General features: G+C 62.4%; 21 protein-coding genes. 10 read left to right on the top strand and 11 right to left on the bottom strand.

The annotated features are described in order from the left end of the window. Window positions 1-86: 86 nt before the first annotated feature. The 3 genes from AB0N65_RS11335 to AB0N65_RS11325 all read right to left on the bottom strand — a co-directional run bounded on the left by AB0N65_RS11335 (window position 87) and on the right by AB0N65_RS11325 (window position 1073). Window positions 87-347 carry a type II toxin-antitoxin system RelE/ParE family toxin gene (locus AB0N65_RS11335; protein ID WP_364161175.1) on the bottom strand — a complete coding sequence of 87 codons (261 nt, stop codon included), beginning with the start codon at window positions 345-347 and terminating at the stop codon, window positions 87-89. Beyond that, window positions 344-610 carry a type II toxin-antitoxin system Phd/YefM family antitoxin gene (locus AB0N65_RS11330; RefSeq protein WP_364161173.1) on the bottom strand — a complete coding sequence of 89 codons (267 nt, stop codon included), beginning with the start codon at window positions 608-610 and terminating at the stop codon, window positions 344-346. Before AB0N65_RS11330 ends, AB0N65_RS11335 begins: the two co-directional genes overlap by 4 nt. Window positions 611-677: 67 nt before the next feature. Then, window positions 678-1073: a hypothetical protein gene (locus AB0N65_RS11325; protein ID WP_364161171.1), complete on the bottom strand. Its 396-nt coding sequence runs from the start codon at window positions 1071-1073 to the stop codon at window positions 678-680. Window positions 1074-1306: 233 nt separating this feature from the next. Between AB0N65_RS11325 and AB0N65_RS11320 the strand changes: the two genes are divergently transcribed. Further along, window positions 1307-2347: a hypothetical protein gene (locus AB0N65_RS11320; protein WP_364161169.1), complete on the top strand. Its 1041-nt coding sequence runs from the start codon at window positions 1307-1309 to the stop codon at window positions 2345-2347. A gap of 55 nt (window positions 2348-2402) precedes the next feature. Here the strand turns inward: AB0N65_RS11320 and treS are convergent, their stop codons facing one another. The 8 genes from treS to AB0N65_RS11280 all read right to left on the bottom strand — a co-directional run bounded on the left by treS (window position 2403) and on the right by AB0N65_RS11280 (window position 12574). Continuing rightward, the gene (treS, locus tag AB0N65_RS11315) at window positions 2403-4721 is read right to left on the bottom strand and encodes a maltose alpha-D-glucosyltransferase (protein ID WP_364161167.1); all 2319 of its coding nucleotides are present in this window, start codon (window positions 4719-4721) and stop codon (window positions 2403-2405) included. A gap of 395 nt (window positions 4722-5116) precedes the next feature. After that, the gene (locus AB0N65_RS11310; RefSeq protein ID WP_364161165.1) at window positions 5117-6118 is read right to left on the bottom strand and encodes a sugar phosphate isomerase/epimerase family protein; all 1002 of its coding nucleotides are present in this window, start codon (window positions 6116-6118) and stop codon (window positions 5117-5119) included. A gap of 1 nt (window position 6119) precedes the next feature. Then, entirely contained in the window at window positions 6120-7298 is a 1179-nt protein-coding gene (locus tag AB0N65_RS11305; protein ID WP_364161163.1) for a Gfo/Idh/MocA family oxidoreductase, read from the bottom strand. A gap of 33 nt (window positions 7299-7331) precedes the next feature. Further along, the gene (locus tag AB0N65_RS11300) at window positions 7332-8453 is read right to left on the bottom strand and encodes a Gfo/Idh/MocA family oxidoreductase (RefSeq protein ID WP_364161161.1); all 1122 of its coding nucleotides are present in this window, start codon (window positions 8451-8453) and stop codon (window positions 7332-7334) included. After that, a complete protein-coding gene (locus tag AB0N65_RS11295; RefSeq protein ID WP_364161159.1) occupies window positions 8450-9199 on the bottom strand; it encodes a sugar phosphate isomerase/epimerase in 750 nt (249 codons plus the stop codon). The genes AB0N65_RS11300 and AB0N65_RS11295 overlap by 4 nt, the downstream gene beginning before the upstream one ends. Window positions 9200-9379: 180 nt before the next feature. Continuing rightward, window positions 9380-10351 (bottom strand): formylglycine-generating enzyme family protein, encoded by a 972-nt coding sequence (locus AB0N65_RS11290; RefSeq protein WP_364161157.1) that lies wholly within the window; start codon window positions 10349-10351, stop codon window positions 9380-9382. Beyond that, complete coding sequence (locus AB0N65_RS11285; RefSeq protein WP_364161155.1) at window positions 10326-11009, bottom strand: PadR family transcriptional regulator; 684 nt, start codon at window positions 11007-11009, stop codon at window positions 10326-10328. Before AB0N65_RS11285 ends, AB0N65_RS11290 begins: the two co-directional genes overlap by 26 nt. A 2-nt stretch (window positions 11010-11011) precedes the next feature. After that, entirely contained in the window at window positions 11012-12574 is a 1563-nt protein-coding gene (locus AB0N65_RS11280; protein ID WP_364161153.1) for a sulfatase, read from the bottom strand. 260 nt (window positions 12575-12834) lie between these two features. Here AB0N65_RS11280 and AB0N65_RS11275 point away from each other — a divergent pair, with 260 nt between their 5' ends. From AB0N65_RS11275 to AB0N65_RS11235, 9 genes are all read left to right on the top strand, one after another. Then, window positions 12835-14367 carry an ABC transporter substrate-binding protein gene (locus AB0N65_RS11275; protein WP_364161151.1) on the top strand — a complete coding sequence of 511 codons (1533 nt, stop codon included), beginning with the start codon at window positions 12835-12837 and terminating at the stop codon, window positions 14365-14367. 58 nt (window positions 14368-14425) lie between these two features. Next, window positions 14426-15367, top strand: a complete 942-nt coding sequence (locus tag AB0N65_RS11270) for an ABC transporter permease (protein WP_364161149.1) — start codon at window positions 14426-14428, stop codon at window positions 15365-15367. Further along, window positions 15364-17196, top strand: coding sequence for a dipeptide/oligopeptide/nickel ABC transporter permease/ATP-binding protein (locus AB0N65_RS11265; RefSeq protein WP_364161147.1), 1833 nt, complete (start codon window positions 15364-15366; stop codon window positions 17194-17196). The genes AB0N65_RS11270 and AB0N65_RS11265 overlap by 4 nt, the downstream gene beginning before the upstream one ends. After that, window positions 17193-18029 (top strand): ATP-binding cassette domain-containing protein, encoded by an 837-nt coding sequence (locus tag AB0N65_RS11260; protein WP_364161145.1) that lies wholly within the window; start codon window positions 17193-17195, stop codon window positions 18027-18029. Before AB0N65_RS11265 ends, AB0N65_RS11260 begins: the two co-directional genes overlap by 4 nt. Before the next feature lie 154 nt (window positions 18030-18183). After that, complete coding sequence (locus AB0N65_RS11255; RefSeq protein WP_364161143.1) at window positions 18184-19560, top strand: sulfatase; 1377 nt, start codon at window positions 18184-18186, stop codon at window positions 19558-19560. Next, window positions 19557-21272 (top strand): sulfatase, encoded by a 1716-nt coding sequence (locus tag AB0N65_RS11250; RefSeq protein ID WP_364161141.1) that lies wholly within the window; start codon window positions 19557-19559, stop codon window positions 21270-21272. Before AB0N65_RS11255 ends, AB0N65_RS11250 begins: the two co-directional genes overlap by 4 nt. An 11-nt stretch (window positions 21273-21283) precedes the next feature. Continuing rightward, window positions 21284-23758: a glycoside hydrolase family 3 C-terminal domain-containing protein gene (locus AB0N65_RS11245; protein ID WP_364161139.1), complete on the top strand. Its 2475-nt coding sequence runs from the start codon at window positions 21284-21286 to the stop codon at window positions 23756-23758. A gap of 8 nt (window positions 23759-23766) precedes the next feature. Further along, window positions 23767-24039 (top strand): hypothetical protein, encoded by a 273-nt coding sequence (locus AB0N65_RS11240; protein WP_364161137.1) that lies wholly within the window; start codon window positions 23767-23769, stop codon window positions 24037-24039. A 42-nt stretch (window positions 24040-24081) separates the two neighbouring features. Continuing rightward, window positions 24082-25590 carry a sulfatase gene (locus AB0N65_RS11235; protein ID WP_364161135.1) on the top strand — a complete coding sequence of 503 codons (1509 nt, stop codon included), beginning with the start codon at window positions 24082-24084 and terminating at the stop codon, window positions 25588-25590. The last annotated feature ends 100 nt before the right edge of the window (window positions 25591-25690 follow it).

Genomic DNA, 25690 nt, shown 5'->3' with positions numbered 1-25690 from the left:
AAGGTTCGACGTCGGCACTCGGGTGAGTGCCGACGTCGAGCCTTATGTAGTGGCTGGCGATTTTCGAGATGACAAAAGACGCCCGGTTAATGCCGGTAAATATCCCGTCGATGGCCAATGGCTACAACGAGGACGATCAACTCGGAATCGCGGATCTCGTAGATGATTCGATAGTCCCCGGTGCGAACGCGCCAATCGTTGTCGCTGCCGACGAGCTTCTTGGCGCCAGGCGGTCGGGGTGATTCAGCAAGAATCTCTATGGCGGCCTGAATTCGCCGACGTGCCTCCGGAGGCAACTTTCGCACCTGTCGCAGCGCCGCAGGTGCCAGCTGCACGGCATAGGTCATGCGAGGCCTAATTCCGCCTTGACATCCTCCCATGGCACGGGATGGTCGCCGGACTCGGACATCTCGGAACGGGCCGCATTAGCCGCCCTCAAATCCTCGAGATCCTCCGCGGCTTCTATGAGACGGGCAAGATCCTCTGCATCAATCAAAGCGGCTACCCTGCGGCCCCGGCGGAGCAGGTACACAGGCTCGTGGCTGACTCGGGCTGTGTCTACTGCCTCGGACAGTCTGCTCCTCGCGTGCGTAACGGTCATTTCACTCATTGAGCAATTCTAGCCGAAATGTACATTTTGGCGCATCAGTCGCCCTTGTCTCTTTGCCTGTCTGCCCTCAGTCCGGAAGCAGACCTCCCAGGCAACGCGCGTAGTTGGCCATCGTGTCCTCAAAGGTCAGCAGGTCGACACGCCCGTCCGAAGTGACCTGCTCACCGTCCGCGTGGCCCAACACCGGCTCGCAGCTGGCGCCGTTCGCGCTGAGGATGGCGATGCCCCACGGGTGGCTTGGCTCCGCGACGTTGATGCCGGCCGCGTCGAAGGTGTCGCGAAGGACGTACCTGGTGACGGTCCTCCACGACTGCAGAAACGGCGGCCGCAACTGTTCGATGCCTTCGTCGTCGTTGTCCTGGTAGGCGCGGGCGAGGTTGGCGGACAGCTCGTCCCATTCGGCGGCGTCACGCACCATGAGGTGTCCGGCGCGGATTCGGGCAATGGTCTCGTTCAACGTCATGACGGGTCCCCCAAGATTTGTCGTCCTTGCGTCAGTAGAACGGACAGGACGGCAGCTTGATTCCCGGTTTCCGGAAAGCCCGACGTCGGCACTCAGCGTGAGTGCCGACGTCGGGCGCTAAGCGGTGCACGTCGGGGCCTGTTCATCCACGGGACGGTTCGGCTTCCCGTTCCCGTAGCCTGGCTCGCGTAGTTTGGCCGGTGCCCCCTAGCCAAACCGATCTGGAGCCTGACATGTCACTCACACAACGTGCCCTGGGCGTAGCCGCCGCCTTGGTCCTCATGTCCACCCCCGCCCTGCCGGCGCAAGCCGCACCGTCAACGCAGGATGAATCGTCCTTCACTTTCGGCGTGATCGGGGACGTGCCGTACGGTCCCGCCCAAGTTGAACGTTTCCCGCAGATGGTGACCGAACTGAACACCCAGGACGAGCTGAAGTTCGTCTCGCACCTTGGCGATATCAAGGCGGGATCCGCCCAATGCACCGATGAGTACTTCGCCGCTATCAAGACCCAGTTTGACCGTTTCGAAGCTCCGCTCGTCTACACGCCCGGCGACAACGAGTGGGTGGACTGCCACCGCGTCAACAACGGCGCCTATAACCCGCTGGAACGGCTCGACACGCTCCGCGAAATGTTCTTCAACACGCCGGGAAAGACCCTGGGCGGCACCATGCCGGTCAAGTCCGCCGTTGATCAGGGCCTGCCGGAGAACGTGACCTTCAGCAAGGAGCGGATCGCGTTCTCAGTCGTCAACGTCCAGGGCTCCAACAACTCTCTCGCGCCGTGGTCAGGTCTCGGGGAGACGGTGCCGAACGAGGCCCAGCTCGCTGAAGTTGAGGCGAGGACGGCCGCGGATGTCGCGCAATTGCAGCGCACCTTCGAAGACGCAGCGAGGACCAAGGCACGTGCCGTGGTGGTGATGACCCAGGCCGACATGTTCGATCCGTTCATGCTCTCGCAAGGCGCGGAAGCGAACCCGGAGTTGGTGAGCGGCTTCCGCCCGATCGTTGAAGCGATCGCCGCGGGCTCAGCGTCCTATGGCGGCCCCGTCTACATCTTCAACGGCGACAGCCACATCTTTAACGACGATTCCCCTTTGACTGCAGGCTCACCGTGGCTTGGTATTTACGGCGTGGACAGCGTGGAGAACCTTCGCCGCGTCACCGTTGAAGGCGCAGCAACCTCCAACGAGTGGCTGCGCGTGACGGTAGCTCCGAACAACGCTGCAGGCAGTGACGTCCTCAGCTGGGAGCGCGTCGCGTACACCTTCTGAACCACGCATTAACGCTCGACGTCGGCACTCCCCGTGAGTGCCGACGTCGGGCTTTCTATTCGCTCGTCTCGGTTTCTTCTACCGGGTCCTTGAGAAGCAGAGCCGTGCCTTGGAAAGCGCCCAACTCAAGGAAGAAACTGTGGAGGTCGTCCACCTGCGTGATGTCCTCGCCGCTGAAAAGGTCGTGGACCGTGGCGCCGGGGACCAAATGTGACGACTGGATGCTGCCGGCGATGTCCTGATCCGAGAAGTTCAGCACGGTCACCTCGAGGGCGCCGTCTGCAAGCTGGTTGACCAGGACCAGCAGGCCGCGGTTCGACACGTCCGGCACATCCAGAAGTGTGCTGGTGGCAATACCGGAGGTTTCCCTGACGCGAAGGATTTCCTGGAGCCTCTTGGCGTAGCTCTTGGGGTCCTTGAGTTGCTCCGGCAATGAACCGTAGAGGCTGCGGGCGCGGGGCATGCCGGCCAGGGAGGTTTTGGCGTCGGGGCTGGTGCCCATGAGGTCGTGGGCCCCGCGGTTGATCCAGCGGGTATCGCCCTGAAAGGTGAGTTCCCTGACTTTCTCCCGGTCCAAGGCGGTCACGCCGGTGAGGTCCCAACCGGAGAGCGCAAAGACGCCGGGTTGCAGCGCATTGTACATGGACAAGAGCACGTGGGCGTCCAGCACCTGCGCCTCTTGTTCCTTGGTGATGGCATCAGGATCCTGGATGCCGAGGGCCGCCATGATGAAACTGACCGTAGTGCAGGCGATGCCGTTGGTGGTGAAGACCGCGTTGTACGGTCCGTTTTCGCCGGTGAGGCGCTCGCGCATGGTCTCTTGGACCTTCTCGGCTATTTCAGCGCCCGTCAGTTCCTCGCCGCCGAGCTCGAACACGTCCTCGCGGTGGCCGGCGGCGAAGTGGAGAAGCTCATAGGTCAGCTCATCGTGGTTCTGGAGGGCGTGCACCAACGATGCCTGGTCCACGCCGATCTCCATGGACAGCTTTAAGGTGAGGCGCAGGAATTCCGTATCGCCCGTGACCAGTGAGTAATGGTAGGCGGGGCGCGTGATGAAGTCGTAGGACAGGTCGGGGCCGGACTCGGACTGCGCCTTGATGTCGTCAATGGTCAGGTTCAGTTCCTGGAAGGAGAACCCGCCCACCTTGCGGATCATGGAGCCGATCAATTGGTTCGCGGCCTCGGACAGTGGGTGGCCCTCGGACCAACCCGGCTGTTCTTCGGCGCTCTTCTCGACGCCCAGGAATCCGTTGGCATCCAGCCGCAGCGCCCCGGTGCCGAGGTCGAGCAGGGAGTGCAGGGCGTCGCCGACCACCAGGCGCATGCCCGCGAACGTAGGGTCGAGCCAGTTGATGGAGGGCTGCCCGGCTTTGAAGTAGTGCAGGTAAACCCAGCGGCGGGTCTTGCCCGTGGTGTCCACGATCGGCCGGGTCGCGCTCCAGTTGGTTTCCTTGACCCCGGGTTCGTAGAAGATCACGCGCTGGAGCCGTCCGATGATGTAGCCGGCTTGCTGCAGGGCCTTCTCGGTTTCCGGGCTGATGTTCACCGAGTCTTCGCCCTCGGGAACGTCGGGCAGCAGGTGCCAGTCTTCCTCCGGGATATCCACCATGTGATAGATGCCGGGGTAGTCGCGAAAGTTCATCTCGGCGAGGCGGAAGTCAGCGCCTTTGCCCGTGTGGCCCGGCACGATGTCGTCGATGATCGTGCCCTCGTGGTCCACCGCCACCTCGCACATGCGGCGGAACTCTTCCTCGGTGCCAAAAGCGGGATCGATCGCCATGCTGATGCGGTCGAAGTGCCCGTCCACACTGGGGGTTTGCGACCAACCCCGGATGCCGCCGGCGAGTTTCACCGGACCTGTATGGAGGCCGCGGATCCCGATCTCGCGGAAGGCCTCCCATAGCTCCGGGTCACCAAGTGCGGACAGGAAGGACTGGCCTTCCTTGGTGATGAAGGAGAGGGGATAGGCCGTGAACCACACGGGTGCGCGCTCAACGGCCGACCTCGGATTCGGCTTGGCGTACGCGTTCTGCCACATGCTGGCCTGGCCGGAGAGCTGCCGGGCCATGGTGTTGGCGTCTCCAAGCATGGATTGGTTCCGGAGCCAGTCCACGTACGTGGGGTTGCGGCCGTCGAACTCCAGCGAAGGTCGGGCGGCGAAAAACTGCCGACGGCGGGCGATCGGCCGTAGCGCTTTGGGCCGGGCGGGGTAGAACTGTTCGTCGAAGGTGATCTCGGCGGGCTCGGGGGCTGATTCTTCGGGCTGTGTTTCTTGTGGCGTCTCTGTTTGCGGTGCCGCGGGTTCTTCCCTGGCTGAATCCTCAAAATCGGCGATGGTTTCTGACACGCTCTCGTTGACTACAGGCTCCCGCACAGTCTTCTCCTTTACGTGGTCGCCGCGTCAACGCCGACCTTCCGAGGGGTCGTTCAAGAGGTCACGTACCCGGGCATGCCCGGAGTATTCATGCTAGTCATCGGAGCATGCGGTTTGTCGAACTTGGGGAGAAGTGAGTCTTTCGCTTTGCGGGCGGCTTGGGTTTCGGGACGGCCCCGCGGGACGTCCGCACCAGTGCTGCAGGGCCCGACGTCGGCGCCCGGGTTGGTGCTGACGGTGCGGTTTTGTCGGTGGTCTCCGGCGGGCGCGCTATGGAGTGTCAGGTTGAGTTCTAAGACTGTGGGTTGCTGGCGTCAGGAAAGGGCAGTTTGGACCCTACTGTGACACTTTCTGGAAGGGTTGGCGACGTCAGGTTGGGGTGTGCATCAACCTGGCTAGTCTTTGCTGCTGAAGGCGGCGTCGAAGCTGGTTTGGGAGGCGGGGAAGTCGAACTTCTTCAGGGCGGCGAGGGCTTCGGGGGCGCCGTGGAGGCGGTCCATGCCGGCGTCTTCCCATTCCACGGAGATGGGGCCGTTGTAGCCGATGGCGGACAGGGCCCGGAACGCGGATTCCCATGGCACGTCGCCGCGTCCGGCGGAGACGAAGTCCCAGCCGCGGCGGGGGTCGCCCCAGGGCAGGTGGGAGCCCAGGACGGTGTTGCGTCCGGTGAACCGGAGCTTGGTGTCCTTGCAGTCCACGTGGTAGATCCGGTCCTTGAAGTCCCAGATGAAGGACACGGGGTCGATGCCTTGCCACATCATGTGGGAGGGGTCCCAGTTCAGTCCGAACGCTTCGCGGTGCCCGATCGCTTCCAGCGTGCGCTGAGTCGTCCAGTAGTCGTAGGCGATTTCGGAGGGGTGGACTTCGTGGGCGAACTTCACACCCTGTTCGTCGAAGACGTCCAGGATGGGGTTCCAGCGGTCGGCGAAGTCCTGGTAGCCGGCGTCGATGACTTTCTCGGGGACCGGCGGGAACATGGCAACGTATTGCCAGATGGAGGAGCCGGTGAACCCGACCACGGTGTCCACCCCTAAAGCGCGGGCGAGGCGGGCGGTGTGTTTCATTTCTTCGGCGGCGCGTTGGCGGACGCCTTCGGGGTTCCCATCACCCCAGACACGTGAGCCGACGATGGCTTCGTGACGGAAGTCGATGGGGTCATCGCAGACGGCTTGGCCTTTGAGGTGGTTGGAGATGGCCCAGACTTTGAGGTTGTACCTGTCCAGGAGTTCGAGTTTGGAGTCGACGTAGCCTGGTTCGTCCCATCGCCAGGCGTCGAGGTGGTCTCCGGAGACGGCGATTTCCAGGCCGTCGTAGCCCCAGCCCGAGGCAAGACGCGCGACTTCCTCGAGGGGGAGGTCGGCCCACTGGCCGGTGAACAGGGTGTACGGGCGGGGCATGTCAGGCTCCTTCGGTGTGGGTCTGCAGTTGGATCAGTGAGCTCTTTGCGGCGGCAGATTCTTCGATGCCGGCCAGGATGTGCTGGACGTTCAGGCCCTCCTCGAACGACGGCGACGGCTGGGTTCCGTCCTGTATGGCTAGGAGGAAATCGCGGACCTGGTGGGTGAAGGTGTGTTCCCACCCGATGATGTGTCCTTGCGGCCACCATGCCTCAAGGTACGGGTGTTCGGGTTCGTTGACCAGGATCCGCCGGAAACCCTGCTCCCGCACGGGAACGGTCGCGTCCAGGAACATCAGTTCGTTGAGGTTCTCCAGATCGAACGTCAACGAGCCCGCAGTGCCGTAGATCTCGATCCGGAGACTGTTCTTCTGCCCGGTCGCTACTCGGGATGCCTCGACCGAGGCGCTGATGTTGCCCGTGAGTCCAAGAGTGGCCCAGACGGCATCATCAACTGTCACCTCCTCGAGGCCGTGGGGGCCAGGACGTTCGGCAACGAATGTGCGCAACGTTCCGGTGACTTCCGTGACCAGCTGACTGGACAGAAACTGGATCTGGTCGATGGCGTGGGAGGCGATGTCGCCCAGTGCTCCGGAGCCGGCGGTTTCCTTGCGGAGCCGCCAAGTCATGGGGGACTCGGCGTCGGAGAGCCAGTCCTGGAGGTAGGCGGCGCGGACGTGGCGGATGGCGCCGAGACGGCCTTCGGCGATGAGTTCCTTGGCCAGGGCCAGGGCGGGGACGCGCCGGTAGTTGAAGCCGATCATGGATTGGACGCCGCGGGCGCAGGCCTTGGCTGCGGCGGCGGTCATGAGTTCGGCTTCGGCCAGGGTGTTGGCGAGGGGCTTTTCGACCAAGACGTGCTTGCCGGCCTCAAGTGCTGCGATGGTGATTTCGGCGTGCATCCAGCCGGGGGCGCAGATATCAATGATGTCGATGTCATCCCGGTGGACCACCTCACGCCAATCGGTGGCCCACTCCTCCCAGCCGTATTTGCCGGCTGCGAAGGCCACTTTGGTGGCGTCCCGGCCCACGAGCACTTTCTGCTCGAAGGCCGGGACGTCGAAGAAACTGGCCACATTCCGCCACGCATTCGAGTGGGCCTTCCCCATGAAGGCGTAACCGATGGCGGCCACACCGAGTGGACGGTCGGAAGGCAGGGACGAGTGGGCGGGGGTGGTCATGTTCTTGTTCTCTTTCTCTCGCTTGGCGAGCTGCTAGAGCGTTGCTGTTTCGGGGGCCCAGTCCTCAGGGACCGCGGCCGAAACGGGGGCGTTGCTGGTGACGTCCACGAACGACCCAGACTCGACGGACTCGGCGATCGAGACCATGGTGTCCAGCACGTGGTAGGCGAGGTCGCCGGTGGCACGATGCGCTGAGCCGGCGCGCAGGGCGCGGGCCATGTCCAGCACACCTAGGCCGCGGCCGTTGGCCGGTCCGGTGGCGGGGATGATCTCAGGTTCTTCGGCGCCGGGACGCCAAAGCTTGAGGTCGCCGTCGAAATAGTTCGGGTCCGGCAGCGAGAGCGTCGCCTCGGAGCCCGTGATTTCCACGAAGCCCATCCGCAGGCGCGGGGACTCGAATGAGAATACGCTGTGGCTGGATTGTCCGCCTTCGAACTGCGCCATCGCGGAGACGTGGGTGGGGACCTCGACGGCGAATTCCTCCCCTGCCTTGGGACCGGAACCAACGATTCTGGTCTTCTTCGCGGCGGAGCCGACGGCGGCTACCTTACGGACCGAGCCAAAGGTCTGGATCAGGGCGGTGAGGTAGTACGGGCCCATGTCGAACAGCGGGCCCGCGCCCTGGGCGAACAGGAACGCCGGGTTGGGGTGCCAGGATTCCGGGCCGGGGGTCTGGAACGTGGTCATGCCGGTCAGCGGGGTGCCGATGTCGCCGCGTTCTATGATCCTGCGGGCGGTCTGCAGCCCGGCGCCCAGGAACGTATCAGGTGCGGTGCCCAAACGGATGCCCGCGGCGTCGGCGGACTTGAGCAAACCCAGCCCCGATTCGCGGTCCAGGGAGAAGGGCTTCTCGGTCCACACGTGTTTGCCCGCGTTCACGGCAGCCGTAGCCACCTCGACGTGCGCCGCCGGGATGGTCAGGTTCACGATGATTTCGACGTCGGGATGATTCAGTGCCAGCTCCGGCGCACCGAACTCAGCCACGCCGTATTCCTTGGCCCGCGTCTCGGCGGCCTCAACGAAGAGGTCCGCGATCACGTGGACTTTCAGGTCCGGGAAGGTGGTGAGGTTATCGAGGTACTGCCTGGAGATGTTGCCCGCGCCGATAACAGCGACACCAACAGGGCCCTTGCGGGTTGAAGGTGCGAACCTCATGCTGACGCCCCTTCCGTTGCTGCGGCGTTGAGGTAGTTCAGCGACTCGGTAACACCTTGGAAAATGTCGCCGGAGTAGTCATCGAACTCCACGACGCCTACCTCGAGGGACTTGGCTGCGGCGATGACGTCCAGCACCGGGATGGTACCCTGCCCGGCGGGCTGCTGTGCCGTGATGTCCGTGGTGGCCGGGCCGTCCTTGATGTGGATGAACTTCACCCGGTCACCCAGGCGGGCCAGCAATTCAACCGGGTCCTGGCCGCCCACGGCTGCCCAGTACGTGTCCACTTCCAGGACTAGTTCGGGGTCCAGGAGGGACTCGAAGTACTCCAGTGCGGTGGTGCCTTCGATGGTGGACTCAAGCTCCCAGGCGTGGTTGTGGTAGCCCACCCGGATGCCGTATCCGGCGCCCTTCTTCGCTGCTGCGTTGAGCTTGGCCGCGGTTGCCTGGATGTCCTCGGCGTTCTGCCAGTACTCGGCCGGAAGGTAAGGATCGATCACCGTGGCGATGCCCAACTCCTTCGCCGCTGCGAAGATCTCATCCTGGTCCTGGCTCAGCAACGGCGCATGGCCGGAAGGCGCGGTCAGTCCGTTTTCCTTCAGCGCGGCGCCGAGTTCCGAAGCCAAAGCCACAAAGTTGTACGGCTCAACCTGCGTAAAACCGATCTCGGCAACCTTCTTGATGGTTCCAGGCAGGTCCTCGGCGATCGCATTGCGGAGGGTATACAGCTGGAGTGAGTAAGACATGGGATTCCTTTCAAACCTCAGTAGGACTGGTACTTTTGTGCGCTGGTGATTCCGTCGAACCGACGAGGCCGGTCGTTTTTGGGCGCACTGTGGTTAGTGATGCCAACAGGGGATGGCAATTCGCACGGGGATAGCCGGGGGAATGGGCCGGGTTTTGCTGGTGCAGTGAAAAAAGACTGGTTACAGCGCCACCGTTCGGAAGCCACAGTTGCCGGAGGATGATTCGGGGGTGTTGGAGGTGCGGGCTGCGACGCGGTAACGGTTGCAGTAGGAGTCGTGGCACAGGTAGGAGCCACCACGCATGACGCGGCCGGCACCGATGGTGGGGCCTTGCGGGTTTTCAGCGGGGGAGTTTCGGTAGTACTTGGGAAGGAACCAGTCCGAGCACCATTCCCAGACGTTCCCGGCCACCTCGTACAGGCCGTAGCCGTTGGCTGGGAAGGATTTCACGGGGGCTGTGCCGAGGTGCCTGTCCTCGGTAGTGTTGTTTCGTGGGAAGTCGCCTTGCCAGATGTTGCATTGATGTTTCCGGCCGGGGGTGAGTTCGTTGCCCCATGCGTACCGTGCCCCCTGCAATCCACCGCGGGCTGCGTACTCCCATTCAGCTTCGGTTGGCAGGCGACGGCCGGCCCATTGGCAGTAGGCGAGGGCGTCGTTGTGGGAGATGTGGACCACGGGGTGGTCGGCTATGTCCTGCCACCGTGATTCCGGGCCAGTGGGATGTGCCCAGTCTGCTCCACGGATGTTCAGCCACCAGGGTGCGCCGGTGGCAGCGCCTAGTACGTCATCGCGACGTGCAGTGGAGAGCAGATGGAAGACGGCCGAAGAACCGAATTGCTCGGCTTCTGTTCGGTAGCCCGAGTCGGCGACGAATGCGGCGTACATAGCATTGGTCACGGTTGTGGTGTCGATGGAGAACGAGTCAACGCGGACTTGGTGGACGGGTGATTCACCGTCGCCGGGATACCCTTCCCCGAACGCGTCGCCCATCGCGAACCATCCGGCACTGACGCGGACATCACGGTGGATGCCTCTGGCAGACGCCGAAGGGTCGACGGCGACGGGGACCGCCGTCGTCGATGAGGTATGGCGTGAACCGCCTGCACAACAGCTTGGTCCCACGGGTTCAGGGCTGTTTTTCAAGGGGATCATTTTTTCTTTTCCGGTCCCGGTATTGGATGAGCGCCTCAAGGCGCTTTTCTGTCGCTTCGAGCCAGGCCATGAGGCTGTTGACCATGTAGAGGCCGCGTTCACTTTGCAGACGTACCAGCTCTTCGTGCCAGTACCGCTCGTCTTCATTTTCGTCTGGCCCGAAGTCTTCTTCTGCGAGTTCCATGGTGATGAGGTGGTTTTGGTGGTGGTCCCGGCGGAAACGCAATTCGGTTTGTACCAGTTCCAGGGCTTTTTCAGGGCTGTCTGTTCCAGCAAAGCGCAGTCTGACCTGGAAGTCGGGGTCCAGGGGGCGCATGGGTGGCTCATAGGGTGAGTCGATCCATTCCTGGAGCTTCCGACGTCCCTCGTCGGTGATCTGGTAGAGCTTGGCATCTGGCCCGGAATCGCGGGGGTCTGGAACCGGGAACGCCCACTGCCGGTCAACGAGTTTGCCGAGTTGGCGGTAGATCTGGGATGTCTGCGCGCTGTAGCCGACGTAGGGTCCGTGGCGGTCGAGCCACTTGCGGACGTCGTAGCCTGTGCGGGTACTGGTGCTGAGGAGACTCAGCAGGATGACCTCGAGCCTTCCAAGTGAACCGGCCGCTTCTGCCCGGGGGCGTTTGGCAGGCGTTTCCCTTTCGGCGGCAACTGTAGCCATTTTTACTCCTCAGCTGTGATCATTGCGAAACGCTTTCTCATCGCTTCTCGATCTTCCCCGCTAATGGGCACTTGCGCATGCCATGAGACGTGTGTTGCGGCATTCCCCGGGCTTAGGCTTTCCTCGAGATGCTTGGCGAGGTGGCCGCGGCCTGTGTTGCGCAGGTGTTGTGCATAGTCCTTTGGCTGATTGTAGAGCGTGGGGCCAACCTGCAGCGCGCCCTGCATGGGATCGGGCAGCGCACCCGGTGTTCCAGCGTAGAAGCCGAGCCATTCCAACAGGTTGGACCTCATCTGTGTGGCCAGTTCCGGCTCGCTGGTGATCAGGTTGTTCGTCAGGTATGGGTCGTCCGACACGTTGAACAGGGACTCAAGCTCAGCGCGGAAGCACCCCGGGTGGTAGGTGCGTATGTAGAGGTGGTCGCGGGTGCGGACTGCCCGCTGGTAGGTGTGGGCTCCATGACCCCAGACGAGGTACGGACGCGATTCGATGGTGCCGCCGCGGACAGCTGCAGCGTAGGATTCACCCTGCCATTTTCCGGGTTGCCGCTCTCCCAGCAGATCCAGAATGGTCGACGCGTAGTCGATGTTGTACAGGAGCGCGTCATTGCGGCTTCCGGCCACGTCGGGCTGATCTGTGATCCCTGGCCAGTGGATGATCATCGGAAGCCGGTGTACAGGTTCGGAAGCAAGGCCGTGTTCGGCATAGAGTCCTAACTCTCCGAACGACTCACCGTGGTCGGAAGAAACAATGATGGCAACATCCTCGGCCAGGCCCATCTTCTCGATCTCATGGCGGAGCCTGCCGAACTCTGTGTCCCAGAAATGAATAGCACCGTCGTAGCCGTTGATCAGGTGCTCAAAGTCGGCCCGTGTGCGGATTTCCTCCGGCATGTTGTGTGGAACCCGCGACTTCTTTGGTCCGCCGGAGTAGTGCAGATCCAGCGCACTGCGGGCACCGTAGACCTCAGCGTGCCCGTCGATGGCTTCCTGATCCGGCCATGAGGGGGCGGGTCCGGAGGCCGCGGCCTTGGCAGTCCATGATTCGTCCTGCAGGTAGTCGGTGTGCGGGTCCCAGTAAGTGACGTGCAAGTACCAGTTGTCGACGTTCCGGTGCTTGCCGATCCATTCCAGGGCCGCGTCGGTGATCATGTCCGCCGGCTCGTCGCCCATGTCCGGTGTGACCTGCACGTTCTCCCGGAAGTTGCCCATGAAGTAGTAGGCCCGGTGCCGTTCGGCAAAGGAGGATACGGCCGCGCAGGTGTATCCGGCCATGTTCAGTGCCTGCCCAAGGAGGGGCCGGTCCGGGTGTGGGGCGTGGCCGGCGTCCAGGCGGAACCGTGCGTCGTCGCCGAAGTGGCCTATGACGCCGTTGGTGATTCCGTGCTGGCCGCTGGTAAGCGCGGTCCTGGAAGGCAGGCACGGTGAGTCCGAGCAGTAGTAGCGGTCAAAGATGACGCTGCTCCGGGCCATTTCATCCAGGTTGGGGGTGATGTTCCTTGCATAGCCGTAGGCGCCAGTGTGGTCTGGCCGAAGCGAATCAACGTCTACGTAAATGATCTTCATCGATTCATTCCTGTCGTGTGGGATGCCGCCTGTGAGCGGTTGGCAAGGGGTTCGCCTTCCAATGGCTTAGTTATATCACTAGTGGAAATGCTTGAACAGCCATAACTGTTAGTTTTAGCCGCGCACCTATTTCACAAGTTGTATAACCGTAGGTCTTGTGTTGCGCTTCACAATCTGCCATTCTCGACTTACTGCTCAGAGATGAGCGGCAGGTACTGCGGCGAAACACGGCTGGGTGCCTCCACAGCTGAAAGGACGTAATGATGCGTTTTCAAAAGGCCGCTGTTGCAGCCGTGATCGCTGCCGGTCTTGCGCTGGCCGGTTGCGGTGGTGGCGGGAACTCCGGCGACACGGCGAAGTCTGCGCCCAGCCTGGTTCTCGGCAACATCATTCCCCCTGCCACGTTCGAGGCCAGGAACATCAACTGGGGCAACCAGTCCGTCTACTTCCAAGCTGTTTACGACAGCCTGCTGAAGCCCTCCTCCAACGGCAAGGACGTCGAGCCGAACCTCGCCACGCAGTGGGAATACAACGCAGACAAGACCGTTCTGACGATGAAACTGCGCGATGACGTCACCTTCACGGACGGCACTGCCTTCACCGCGGAAGTAGCCGCGCAAAACCTTCTTCGGTTCCGGGATGGAACGTCCCCGCAGAAGAGCAAAGTCGTCGATATGGCCGACGCTACCGCCAAAGACAAGAACACCTTGGAAATCACGCTGAAGCAGGCCAACCCGGCGTTCCTGATCTATCTGGCCCAAGCCGCTGGCATGCAGGAAAGCCCTGCTGCGTTCGGCAAACCCGATGTGCAGACCAACCCGGTCGGCTCAGGACCCTACATCCTGAACACCGGCTCAAGTGTCGTTGGCACCTCCTACAAGTTCGACAAGAACCCCAAGTACTGGAACGCCGACGCGGTCAAGTACGACACTCTGACCATCAATGTGTACAACGACGCGACCTCCCTACTGAACGCCCTGCGGGGCAAACAGCTGGACGCATCTGCCATCAATGACGTCAGCATCATTCCCCAGGTCAAAGCAGCCGGCTTCACCGACAACGGAAACGAGCTGAACTTCGCTGGCCTGATGCTGTTTGACAGGGCGGGGCAAAGCAACCCGGCGCTGGGCAAGGTCGAAGTTCGGCAGGCCATCAACTACGCCGTCGATCGTGATGCCTTCCTCAAAGTTGTCGGCCTCGGCTTCGGCAAGGTCACCGGGCAGGTCTTCCGTGAAGACTCCCCGGCCTACGACCAATCCTTGAACGACACCTATAAGTTCGACCCCGCAAAGGCCAAGGACCTGCTCGCCAAGGCCGGCTACCCCAACGGTTTCGACCTGACCATCCCCACTTCTCCTGGCTTCCCGAAGCAAATGTGGCCACTCCTGCAGCAGCAACTCGGGGACGTCGGAATCAAGGTCTCCTACACCGACGTTGGGCAGAACATCATCGCCGACCTCCAGAGCAAGAAGTACGGAGTGTCCTACTTCACCCTCCAGCGCGACGCCAACGAATGGCAGCTCATCAGCAACCTCTTGGCCCCCACTGCAACCTGGAACACCTTCAAATACCAGGATCCCGCCGTGGATGCGTTGGTATCCAAGATCCGCACCGCCGAAGGCGCAGACCGGGACTCCGCGCTGAAGGAACTCAACAAGTACGTAGTTGACCAGGCATGGTTCGCACCTTGGTACACCCCCACGAACTTCTTCGTCACCAACGCCAAGACCCAGGTCGAATTGAACCAGGGCAACGCTTGGCCCAACCTCTGGAACATCACCCCCAAGGCCTAGGACCACTGCCGGGGGCCACTTTCACGGCCCTCGGCAGCCCTACCACTGAAAGATCATCATGATTTCATTCATCGTGAGAAGGCTGCTCACCGGCATCGTCATGCTCGCCGCCATCACCACCATCGGGTTCACGCTCCTGTATCTTGGCGGCGGTGACATCGCCAGGAAGATCCTCGGCGAATCCGCCGACGCCCAAACCGTAACCCAAAAAGCACAGGAACTCGGTCTGGATCGTCCAGTGCTGGTGCAGTACGGCGATTGGGTAGTCCACGCCATTTCCGGAGACTTCGGCTACTCATGGTTCAGCGGCCAGACTGTATCGGCGGCGATCATCTCCCGCCTGTCCGTCACCCTGTCCCTCGTCATCGGCACCGTACTCGTCGTCGCCATCGTCTCGGTGGTCCTTGGGGTGCTCGCCGCGACCAAGCGGGGCTGGGTCGATAAACTTGCCCAGCTGCTCGCCGTCCTTGGCCACGCAATCCCTGGGTTCCTCTTCGCCGTCGGGCTGGTGCTCTTCTTTGCTCTTACCTTGGGTTGGTTCGATCCAACCGGGTATGTCCCCTTCACCGATTCGCCGACCGGATGGCTCAAGACCGTGACCCTGCCCGTAATTGCCCTGGCGCTGGGTGGCATCGCCAACGTCACCCAGCAGATCCGAGGCGCGGTCATCGATGCCCTGCGCAACGACTACGTCCGAACACTGCGGAGCCGGGGAATCCCCGAGCGCACCGTCATCCTCAAGCATGTCCTGCGCAATGCTGCAGGTCCTGCGCTGGCCGTCCTCGCTGTCATCTTTGTTGGACTCCTGGGCGGTGCCGTCATTGTCGAGCAGGTCTTCGCGATCCCCGGGTTGGGACAAGTAGCCGTGCAGGCCACAACCCAGGGCGATATTCCGCTGGTGATGGGGCTGCTCCTGGCCACCGGCGTCATCGTCATCGTCTTCAACCTCCTGGTCGATCTGGCCCAGGGCTGGCTCAACCCGAAAGTGCGTCTGTCATGACAAATCCTGCACACACCACCGATCCTGAAATCGTCGTCGCACCACGCGGTGGCGCAAAGGTCTCGCTGTTCCGCCGCGTCCTCCGTAACCCCTTGGCAGTAGCATCGATGGCATTCCTCGCCGTTGCCATATTCACCGCGGTTTTCGCCCAGTTCCTGGCCCCGCACGACCCCAATACAGCGGTGATCCAGAACGTGCTCGCCCCTCCAGGTGGGGACAACCCGCTTGGTGCAGACGGTTCGGGCCGCGACGTACTCTCCCGGTTGATCTTCGGCGCCCAGTTCAGTCTTGCCGGAGCCTTGGTCGCACTCCTGACTGCCATGGTCATCGGCGTGACCGGCGGCCTGCTCGCAGGCTATTTTGGCAAGTGGATCGACACGGCCTGGACATGGATCATCTCTCTGATGATGGCGCTGCCCACCATCATCGTTCTGCTGGCAGCACGAGCCGTCGTTGGACCCTCACTGTGGCTTTCGATGCTGATTTTCGGCGTCATGCTGTCTCCTGCGTTCTTCCGCCTGGTGTACGCCTCAGTCACGGCGGTCCGCAACGAACTCTACGTCGACGCGGCCCGAGTCTCCGGACTCAGCGACGGCCGAATTATCGCAGTCCACATCTTCTCGGTCGTTCGGGCGCCCATCGTGATCCAGTCAGCAATCGTGGGCGGCATCGCCTTGGCCGTCCAATCAGGGTTGGAGTTCCTCGGCCTGGGTGATATCAACGTCCCCACTTGGGGTTCAATGCTCAGTGACGGCTTCACCAACCTCTACACCTCTCCCATGCTGATCCTGTGGCCGGCCTTGGCCATCGGGTTGACTTTGATCGCTCTGACCCTGCTCGCCAACAGCCTCCGGGACGAGCTTGAGCGCGCCAACGCACCCCGTAAGCGGGGCAGCAAGAAGAAAACCGCATCAATCGCCGCTGACGTAAAAGCTGGGGACGATGTGATCCGCCATCCGGAACCGGCAGCTCGCGAAGGAGAAATAGTCCTCGAAGTCGCCAACCTGTCGGTCGGATACCCCAGCCCGGACGGAGGCACCAAGAAAGTCGTTCACGACGTCTCACTTACCGTCCGCCGGGGAGAAGTCCACGGCCTGGTCGGAGAGTCGGGTTCGGGAAAGACCCAGACCGCTTGGTCCATCCTCCGGCTGCTGCCCGAAGGCGGAAAAATTGTCGGTGGCTCCATCCACTTCCAGGGCAAAAACCTGGCGCAGCTGTCGGTGCGGGACATGGAGAAAATGCGGGGGCGAAAGATTGCCTACATCCCCCAGGAACCTATGTCGAACCTGGACCCGTCCTTCACCATTGGAAGCCAGCTCGTGGAGCCCATGCGCATCCAGTTGGGCATATCAGCCGCGGAAGCCAAAAAGCGTGCACTTAGCCTGCTGGCCCGGGTAGGGATTCCCAACCCTGAACGAACGTTTGCCTCCTACCCCCACCAAGTCTCGGGCGGCATGGCCCAACGCGTCCTCATAGCAGGTGCCATTTCCTGCAACCCGGACCTTTTGATTGCCGACGAACCCACAACCGCGCTGGACGTCACCGTCCAGGCAGAAGTTCTGGACCTCCTCCGGGACCTACAGTCCGAGTTCCAGATGGCGGTGGTTCTTGTCACGCACAACTTCGGCGTCGTCGCTGATCTCTGCGACAGGGTCTCCGTCATGCGTCTTGGACGGATTATTGAAACCGGGCCTACCGAGCCGATTTTCGAGTCACCCAGTCACCCCTACACCCAGGAACTCCTCGGTGCCATCCTCAGTGACGCGGAACCACGCGGTCCCCTTGTCGCTGCTGATGCCGCCACCAGCCAGAACGGAGCAGTCCGATGAACGAACCACTGCTGGACATCCAGAACGTCACCGTGGAATATCCCGGCCACGGCTTCCGGGGCAAGCCCTTCCGGGCGCTACACAGCGTTTCCGTAGATGTTCAAAAGGGCGAGTGCGTGGGCCTGGTGGGTGAATCAGGATCCGGGAAGACCACACTGGGCAGGGCAGTCCTTGGCTTGGCACCGGTGACGGGGGGAGCGGTGCTTTTCCGCGGAGAAGACATCTCGCACGCCAGCCGGGCCGACCGCCGTCAACTGGCCAGCGACATCCAAGTCGTCTTCCAAGACCCTTACACCTCACTTAACCCATCGCTGACCGTCGAACAGATCCTGTCTGAGCCGCTCGATGTCCGCAAGGTCCCCCGGGCTGAATCGTCCAAGCGGATTAAGGACCTGTTCGCCATGGTCCGTTTACCAGCCGACGCCGGAAACCGACTCCCCCGCGAATTCTCAGGCGGACAACGCCAACGCATCGCCATCGCCCGTGCCCTGGCGCTCAAACCGGCACTGATTGTCTGCGACGAGCCCGTCTCCGCGCTTGACCTCTCGACTCAGGCCCGGGTTCTGGAACTCTTCAAGGACATTCAGGAGCAAACCCAGGTCGCTTATCTCTTCGTGTCCCACGACCTCGAAGTCGTTCGGCACATCAGCCACCGTGTCGCGGTGATGTACCGGGGAGAAATAGTCGAATTTGGCGATGGGGATAAAGTCACCAGTCAGCCCCAGCACCCTTACACGCAGCGGCTGTTCTTTGCCGCACCCGTGGCCAACCCGAAGGCGCAGGCTCACCGCCGGGAGGAGCGCCGCCAGCTGCTCGCGACGCAAAACGCGTAGGGCACGGACCTAACGCGCAGAACAGTCGCGTCGGTATCGACGCCAGCAGAACAACGAAGAAGCCACCGAACACGCTCGTAACCTGGCCCGTGCGGTGGGAGGAGCTCCGCGTGACTACGGACCCACAAAACCTGGAACAAGCAAAGGCAACAGAGTGACAAACATCCTCTTGATCACCGCCGACGACATGGACGGCAACACTCCCGGCTCGTTCGGAGGCCCAGGTGACGCCACCCCCAACCTCGACCGGCTTGCCGGTGATGGGATGGTGTTCGGTCGCGCCCACGTACCGGCAGCGGTTTGCCAGCCAAGTCGCTCGGCCCTGATGACGGGGCTGTGGCCACACCGCAACGGCGCCGAAGGATTCGAACCCATCAACGACGGCATCGGCGTTATCAACGACCAACTGAAGCGGGCCGGATACAGGGTGGGGATCCTCGGAAAAGTTGGACACATCCAACCAGTTGAGCGATTCGATTGGGACATGGCGGTCGATATGCGCCAGCTGGGGCTCGGTCGGAGTCCCGAGGCCTACGGCACCCGTGCCGAGGAATTCATCACCGAAGCCTCCAAAGACGGCCACCCCTGGTTCCTGATGGCAAACGCGCACGATCCGCACCGCCCCTTCCACGGCAGTGCGGCAGAGCGCGAACTCTGGTCTGAGGAGGAACGGAGCGAATACCCCGAGCCGTCCAAGGTGTTTCGTGCCGACGAAGTGGACGTCCCCGGTTTCCTTCCCGACATACCCGGGGTCCGTCAGGAATACGCTGAATACCTCAGCTCATCGCGCCGGTGCGACGACGTCGTGGGAGCTGTTCTCGCCGCGCTGGATCGAAGCGGGGCAGCCCACCATACCCTCGTGATTTTTCTGTCCGACAACGGCATGGCGTTCCCGTTCGCTAAAGCGAACTGCTACCTCCGGAGTACCCTCACCCCTCTCATCGTCCGCTGGCCCGGCGTGACCACCCCGGGGAGCAGCAACGACGAGGCCTTCGTCAACATGCTGGACCTCTTCCCCACCTTCTGCGACGCCGCCGGTGTTCCCGTGCCCGAAGGTCTCGACGGCACCTCACTCACCAAGCTCCTCACTGGCAGGAGCGAAGAAGGACGGGACAGGGTTTTCACTGTCTTCCACGAAACCTCGGCCAAGCAGCGTTTCGAGATGCGCTGCGTTCAGGACACCCGGTACGGGTATATCTGGAACGGATGGGCCGAAGGCGGCGCCCAGTACCGCGCCGAGAATATGTGGGGCCTCTCATGGCCGGCAATGCTTGAGGCGGCCGAAAAGGACCAGGCCATCCGCCAACGGGCCGACTTCTACCTCACACGGGCACGGGAAGAGTTGTACGACCTGGCGGCCGACCCCGAATGCCTCATCAACGTCGCAGGCAATCCGGACCTCGAACCAGTCCTCACCCGCACAAGAAACAGCCTCTCCCGCTGGATGACCACCACAGGCGATCCAATGACCGCAGAATTCCACACGGGAATCGGCCTGGACGTTGACCAGACGGCCACCCCGGCCCCATGAGCGCTCCTAACATCGTGTGGATTTCCACGCATGACATCAACCCGGACCTTGGCTGTTATGCCGGGGAATGGCCGGGCGCCGAGTACGCGCACACCCCTAACCTGGACCGCCTGGCGGCCAACGGCGCCCGGTTCGACCGGGCATTCGCCGCTGCACCCGTTTGCGCGCCCGCCCGGTCAGCGATCATGACAGGCTGTTTTCCGAATGCCATCGGCACCATGCACATGCGCACAAAGGCCGTCCCGCCGCCTGAGGTGAAGCTCTTGCCCCAATATTTCCGGGAAGCAGGCTACTACTGCACCAACAACTACTTCACGGACTTTCAGGTGGACGTCCCACCGCTTGTTTTTGACGAGTGCAGTCCCTCGGCGCATTGGCGCAACAGGCCGGACAAAGACATGCCGTTCTTTGCAGCGTTCCACGGAATGACAACCCACGAGTCCCAGATATATCTCAATGAGGAGTCCTTCCTACGGTCGACCTCAAACGTCGCCCTACAGGACCGGCACGAGCCATCGACCGCTCCGCTACCGCCCTACTACCCCGATACGGAGGTCTTCCGGAAAGCCTGGGTCCGCTACGCCGACCTCATTACAGAGATGGACCACTGGGTCGGTGGCATCCTGGACCAACTGGAAGAAGACGGTCTGACCGAGAACACCCTGGTGGTCTTCTGGAGCGACCACGGCAGGGGAATGCCCCGCGCCAAACGCTGGGCGACCGAAGCGGGCCTCCGGGTACCCCTAATCATCCGGTGGCCCGGTGTCATCGGCCCCGGCACCGTCCGCACGGACCTTGTTCACACGATGGATCTTGCTCCCACAATGCTTGATGTCACCGGGCTGGGCACTCCGGCGCACATGCACGGCAAAGCGCTCCTGAAACCCGATGGCACCTTCACCAACCCAAACACCTACATCTATGGCGGCCGGGACCGGATGGACGAGTCAGAAGACACCTCCCGGACAATCCGCGACCCAAGGTACCGCTACGTCCGGAACTTCCATCCGGACCGCTCGCCCATGCCCCACATCGACTACCCCGACCATACAGCCACGTGGGCGGAACTCAGGCGGCTCAGGGGGGAAGAAGCCAGGCAGTTGGCCTGCGGCGAACTGCCCAGTCACTTGAGTGCCCTTCAGCGGAGCCTCGTGGCGGCGTCCAAACCCGCTGAGGAACTCTACGATCTCGAGCAGGACCCCCACGAGACCACGAACCTCGTCCACGAGCCTGAGCACAGGAAAGCCTTGGTCCGGATGAGGAAAGCACTCAAGGTCTGGCAAGACGACATACAGGATCTTGGCATGATGCCGGAACCCCACCTAATGGAAACCTGGCGGTCGGACGGTCGGGCTCCCGTGGTCGCAACTCCCACGCTGTCAGTAACGCAGGAGGGAGTGATGGCCACTTGCTCGACCCCCGGCGCCTCCATCGGATGGACTGCATTGCCCCAGCAGGAACAAACACCCCGGAAACTCATGGACAGGGTGACAGGGAGCCCCGAGGAAGACGGCCGGACCTGGAACCTCTACACCGCCCCAATACCGACCGGTGAGGCCAAAGTACTGAGGTTCAAAGCCTGGCGCCTCGGCTTTCGCCCAAGTGACGAAAGCCTGCTACCGGGGCCAGGACGCGAGTCCACCAAAGACATAGAAGGAGGACGGCTCCAAGAGAAGCCGCCGGTCCCCAGCGCGAACATCAATCTGCAGTGAAAGAAGGAACCATGGAAATCATCACCGTCGATCAGCGCCTTGAAGCGCTGACCCAGGAGCTGACCCTGGAGGAGAAGGTCCGGCTGCTTACCGGACGTGATTTTTGGACGACATGGCCGATGGAGAAGATCGGCTTGCGGAGGATCCTGGTCTCTGACGGTCCGACCGGCGTGCGGGGCGAGGCCTGGGACGAACGTCAGCCCTCCGTCAACTTTCCCTCCGCCACGGCGATCAGCTCCACCTGGGACCCGTCTATGGCCGACCGGCTGGGCGCGGCATCCGCGGTGGAGGCCCGGCGCAAAGGCGTCGACGTTGTTCTCGGCCCGACGATCAACCTGCACCGTTCCCCGCTGGGCGGTAGGCACTTCGAGGCCTTCAGCGAAGACCCCGTCCTGACCGCTGAACTCGCCGCCGCGTATGTGAACGGAGTGCAGCGCAACGGCGTCGGTGCCACCCCCAAGCACTACGTCGCGAACGATTCCGAAACCGACCGCTTCACCGTTGACGTGCAAGTCGATGAGCGGCCTCTGCGGGAGGTCTACCTGCTGGCATTCGAAAAAGCCATCGTCGAGTCCCAGGCCTGGCTGGTGATGAGCGCCTACAACTCCATCAACGGCACTACGGCCACAGAGAACGACCTGCTGGAAACCCCGCTCAACACCGAATGGGGCTTCGACGGTGTAGTGATCAGCGACTGGACGGCGGTCCGCACCATTGATTCCGCCCGCGCTTCCCAGGATCTGGTCATGCCCGGCCCGGACGGACCCTGGGGCGAGGCCCTCGTCGCCGCCGTCCGGGCTGGGGAAATCCCGGAAGCAAGTGTTGACCGGAAGGTCCTGCGGATCCTGCAACTCGCCGCCCGCGTCGGCGCCCTGGAGGGCTTCGAACCGGCCCAGGCAGAACCAATGGACCTCGAAGACCTGATCGCGTTCACCCGGGAAGCCTCCGCCGCCGGCACCGTGATGGTGAAGAACGACGGCGTGCTGCCGCTGAATCGTGCCGCTACGGGAACCGTGGCCGTCATCGGACACAACGCCAAGCACGCCAGGACCCAGGGCGGCGGCTCAGCAACGGTCCTGCCGGAGAAGACCGTCTCACCCCTGCAGGGCATCCGCGCCCGGTTCGGAAATGACAATGTCACCTACAGCATCGGCGCCATCGTCCAGGAAGGCGTTGTCGAACTGCCTCTGGACCAGACCACCAACCCCTCCACCGGCGAACCCGGCCTGCGGGTGAGCTTCCTCGACGACGCAGGCCATGAATTGTTCACGGAGGACCGCCGTTCCACGGCCTTGGTCTGGTTCGGTGGTGACGCGCCGGTCCGGGAATCCTCCGCCGTCCGGCTGCACACCGTCTTTACCCCGAACGAGTCCGGGACGGTCCGACTCGGTGCGGCCACCGTCGGTCAGACGCGCGTCTACGTCAACAATGCCCTTGTGCATGAAGGGAACATCAAGGTCGATGGCAAGGACATCGCCGAGTCTTTTCTCGCTCCACCGTCCTCGTCGGTCGAGATCCCCGTGAGCGCAGGTGTTCCCTTGGACGTCCTGGTGGAACTGAACACAGCTGACCGCACCGGACCTCTGGATAACGCCCTCAGTATCACGCTCGGTACCGAACCAGCCGATACGGACTCTGAGGTGTTGATCATCGAGGCCGTCAAGGCCGCGCGCGAAGCCGATGTCGCCGTCGTCGTGGTCGGCACGAACTCCCGCGTCGAATCCGAAGGTTACGACCGCACCACCCTGGACCTTCCCGGAATGCAGGACCGGCTGGTGCACGCCGTCGCGGCCGCAAACCCGCGCACCATCGTCATCGTCAACGCGGGCTCACCGGTGATCATGCCGTGGCGGCACGAAGTCGCGGCGATCCTGATCGGCTACTTCGGCGGCCAGGAATTCGGCAACGCTCTCACCGACATCATCACCGGCACCGCCGAACCGGGCGGCCGACTGCCCACCACATGGCCCGCCACCCAAGGCACCGTACCGGTGATCAAAACCACCCCCGACGCCCATGGAAAACTCCGCTACGACGAAGGCATCCACGTCGGCTACCGCGCCTGGCTCAAAACAGAGGCCACACCGGCCTACGAATTCGGCTACGGACTCGGCTACACCACCTGGAAACTCAACACGGCCAACGCACCAGCGCACCCCGTCACGCCAGGCGAAGCCATCCCCGTAACCTTCACTCTGACCAACACGGGCGAACGTTTCGGCAAGCAGGTAGTGCAGGTCTACGCCGAAAAGAAGGACTCCGCCGTCGAACGCCCCGTCCGTTGGTTGGTGGCCTTCGCACCCGTCTGGGCCCGACCCGGTGAGACCGTCACCGCGACAGTGAAAGTACCCACCCGACTGCTGGCTTACTGGGACAACGGATGGACCTACGAAACAGGCGAGCACACCCTGCGCTTCGGGACATCAGTGAGCGACCTTCCCCTACAGCACAAGGTTTACCTGTCCGGAGACGGTGTACCGGCATGAGAGGGGCAATGAAAGCCAGACACCATCTGAACCAGAGCGAACCACGCGCTGACGCCGCCGGTACACACAGCGAAGGAGAGCGGCACCCCGGAATGCTCGAAGTCCATGCAGCCACGGCTGAAGAACTGGACCAGAAGCTGAAGGAAGCGATCGACATCGTTGCCCGGGCGGCGGCGCATCATCACATCGGCGTCCTCGTCACACCGACAGGTCCCGCCAGGTACATCGTTCGCGCCCACCCTGCCGTCCCGTACGGCATGGTCCGACAGCAGCCAGCGTAATCCGGCCCGTGCACGCGCCCCAAGAACTTAGGAAGGAAGAAGATGTCAAAGACGAACATCATCTTCATCATGTCCGATGACCACGCCGCACACGCGATTTCGGCCTACGGCAGCCGCGTCAACTCAACCCCCCACCTGGACCGGATCGCCGAAGGCGGCATGCGCCTGGACGCCGTCTACTGCACAAACTCCATCTGCAGCCCTTCACGGGCGTCCATACTCACCGGCACCTACAGCCACATCAACGGTGTCTCTTCGATCTGGACAGAAATGGACTATCGCGTACCCACCTTCGTGGACGTGCTCCACGGGCAGGGATACAAAACCGCGCTCTTCGGAAAGTGGCACCTCGGTGAGCACGGCAATGCTTTGCCCCGAGGATTCGACGACTGGAAGATCTTCCCGGGGCAGGGAGACTATATCGACCCGGAAATGATTGATCAGAGCGGCAGCATTACCGTGCCTGGCTACGCGACGGACATTGTCACGGACCTCTCCCTTGATTGGCTGGACGGGCTGACGGGGGAGGAGCCCTTCTGCATGCTCGTCCATCACAAAGCCCCGCACCGCCCGTGGATTCCGGACGAGAAACACAAGCACCTGTACGCAGACGGGCAAATCCCTGAGCCGGAAACCTTCTTCGACGACTACGCCACCCGCAGCCAAGCGGTCCGGAACGTCCACATGACCATCGCCGATGACATGGGCGCCGATGACCTCAAGACCGAAGTCCCCGAAGAGCTGCGCGGACCCGAAAACCGGGAAGCAAGGATGCGGTGGAAGTACCAGATTTATATGCGTGACTACCTGCAGTGCATTCAGTCCATCGACGACAATGTCGGCAGGCTTCTGGACTACCTTGACGAGCGAGGACTGGCGGAGAACACCCTTGTCGTTTACACCTCAGATCAAGGGTTCTTCCTGGGCGACCACGGCTGGTTCGACAAGCGCCTCATGTTCGACCAGTCGCTGCAAATGCCGATGCTCATGAAATGGCCGGCCGAGATCTCCGCCGGAAGCCGCTGCGAGGCCATCATCACCAACGTTGACTTTGCGGCGACATTCCTCGACATCGCAGGAATCGATGCAGGAAATGCACTTCCGACCTCCCAGGGCCGCAGTTTCCGGCCCCTCCTTCGCGGCGAACAAATTGAGGACTGGCCGGACGCCGCCTACTACCGCTATTGGGAGCACGATGACCCCATCCATGCAGCCCCAGGTCATTACGGCATACGCACGGCCGACCACAAGCTCATCCACTACTACGGTGCCGGGCTTGACGTCCCAGGCGCTTCGAACCGGGAATTCGATGCCGAATGGGAACTGTACGACCTCCGCAAGGACCCGACAGAGGTCCTAAACGTAGCCGACGACCCCGCCTACGCCACCATCCGGGACGAACTGGAACAAAAACTCGCTGAATACCAGCAGCACTACCGCGACGAACCTTACACCGGACCCGACACACCACACCCCGCATGGGGCCCCCACGACGCCGGCACGCTTGAACGCGTCGAAACCTACGTTCAAGCACTCAGAGCGTCCAGCTAGTACCCAGCTTTCGGGAGGTCGGTCCGGCCGGAACCGGCCTCCCAAATGTCGACACCCAATCAGGTAGGAGTCCCCTGCGACTCAGGCTGTTTCCATTCAA

It is taken from the genome of Paenarthrobacter sp. NPDC089322, assembly GCF_040684895.1.
Lineage (GTDB): Bacteria > Actinomycetota > Actinomycetes > Actinomycetales > Micrococcaceae > Arthrobacter.
The sequence above is the reverse complement of the archived record's forward strand: the minus strand, read 5'-3'. Positions and strand labels throughout refer to the sequence as shown.

Coding starts and splice junctions, on each gene's coding strand:
- AB0N65_RS11270 (WP_364161149.1), top strand. CDS start 14,426: ATGATTTCATTCATCGTGAGAAGGCTGCTCACCGGCATCGTCATGCTC.
- AB0N65_RS11285 (WP_364161155.1), bottom strand. CDS start 11,009: ATGGCTACAGTTGCCGCCGAAAGGGAAACGCCTGCCAAACGCCCCCGG.
- AB0N65_RS11240 (WP_364161137.1), top strand. CDS start 23,767: ATGAAAGCCAGACACCATCTGAACCAGAGCGAACCACGCGCTGACGCC.
- AB0N65_RS11245 (WP_364161139.1), top strand. CDS start 21,284: ATGGAAATCATCACCGTCGATCAGCGCCTTGAAGCGCTGACCCAGGAG.
- AB0N65_RS11280 (WP_364161153.1), bottom strand. CDS start 12,574: ATGAAGATCATTTACGTAGACGTTGATTCGCTTCGGCCAGACCACACT.
- AB0N65_RS11290 (WP_364161157.1), bottom strand. CDS start 10,351: ATGATCCCCTTGAAAAACAGCCCTGAACCCGTGGGACCAAGCTGTTGT.
- AB0N65_RS11305 (WP_364161163.1), bottom strand. CDS start 7,298: ATGACCACCCCCGCCCACTCGTCCCTGCCTTCCGACCGTCCACTCGGT.
- AB0N65_RS11275 (WP_364161151.1), top strand. CDS start 12,835: ATGATGCGTTTTCAAAAGGCCGCTGTTGCAGCCGTGATCGCTGCCGGT.
- AB0N65_RS11265 (WP_364161147.1), top strand. CDS start 15,364: ATGACAAATCCTGCACACACCACCGATCCTGAAATCGTCGTCGCACCA.
- AB0N65_RS11320 (WP_364161169.1), top strand. CDS start 1,307: ATGTCACTCACACAACGTGCCCTGGGCGTAGCCGCCGCCTTGGTCCTC.
- AB0N65_RS11335 (WP_364161175.1), bottom strand. CDS start 347: ATGACCTATGCCGTGCAGCTGGCACCTGCGGCGCTGCGACAGGTGCGA.
- AB0N65_RS11325 (WP_364161171.1), bottom strand. CDS start 1,073: ATGACGTTGAACGAGACCATTGCCCGAATCCGCGCCGGACACCTCATG.
- AB0N65_RS11295 (WP_364161159.1), bottom strand. CDS start 9,199: ATGTCTTACTCACTCCAGCTGTATACCCTCCGCAATGCGATCGCCGAG.
- AB0N65_RS11235 (WP_364161135.1), top strand. CDS start 24,082: ATGTCAAAGACGAACATCATCTTCATCATGTCCGATGACCACGCCGCA.
- AB0N65_RS11330 (WP_364161173.1), bottom strand. CDS start 610: ATGAGTGAAATGACCGTTACGCACGCGAGGAGCAGACTGTCCGAGGCA.
- AB0N65_RS11310 (WP_364161165.1), bottom strand. CDS start 6,118: ATGCCCCGCCCGTACACCCTGTTCACCGGCCAGTGGGCCGACCTCCCC.
- AB0N65_RS11250 (WP_364161141.1), top strand. CDS start 19,557: ATGAGCGCTCCTAACATCGTGTGGATTTCCACGCATGACATCAACCCG.
- AB0N65_RS11300 (WP_364161161.1), bottom strand. CDS start 8,453: ATGAGGTTCGCACCTTCAACCCGCAAGGGCCCTGTTGGTGTCGCTGTT.
- AB0N65_RS11260 (WP_364161145.1), top strand. CDS start 17,193: ATGAACGAACCACTGCTGGACATCCAGAACGTCACCGTGGAATATCCC.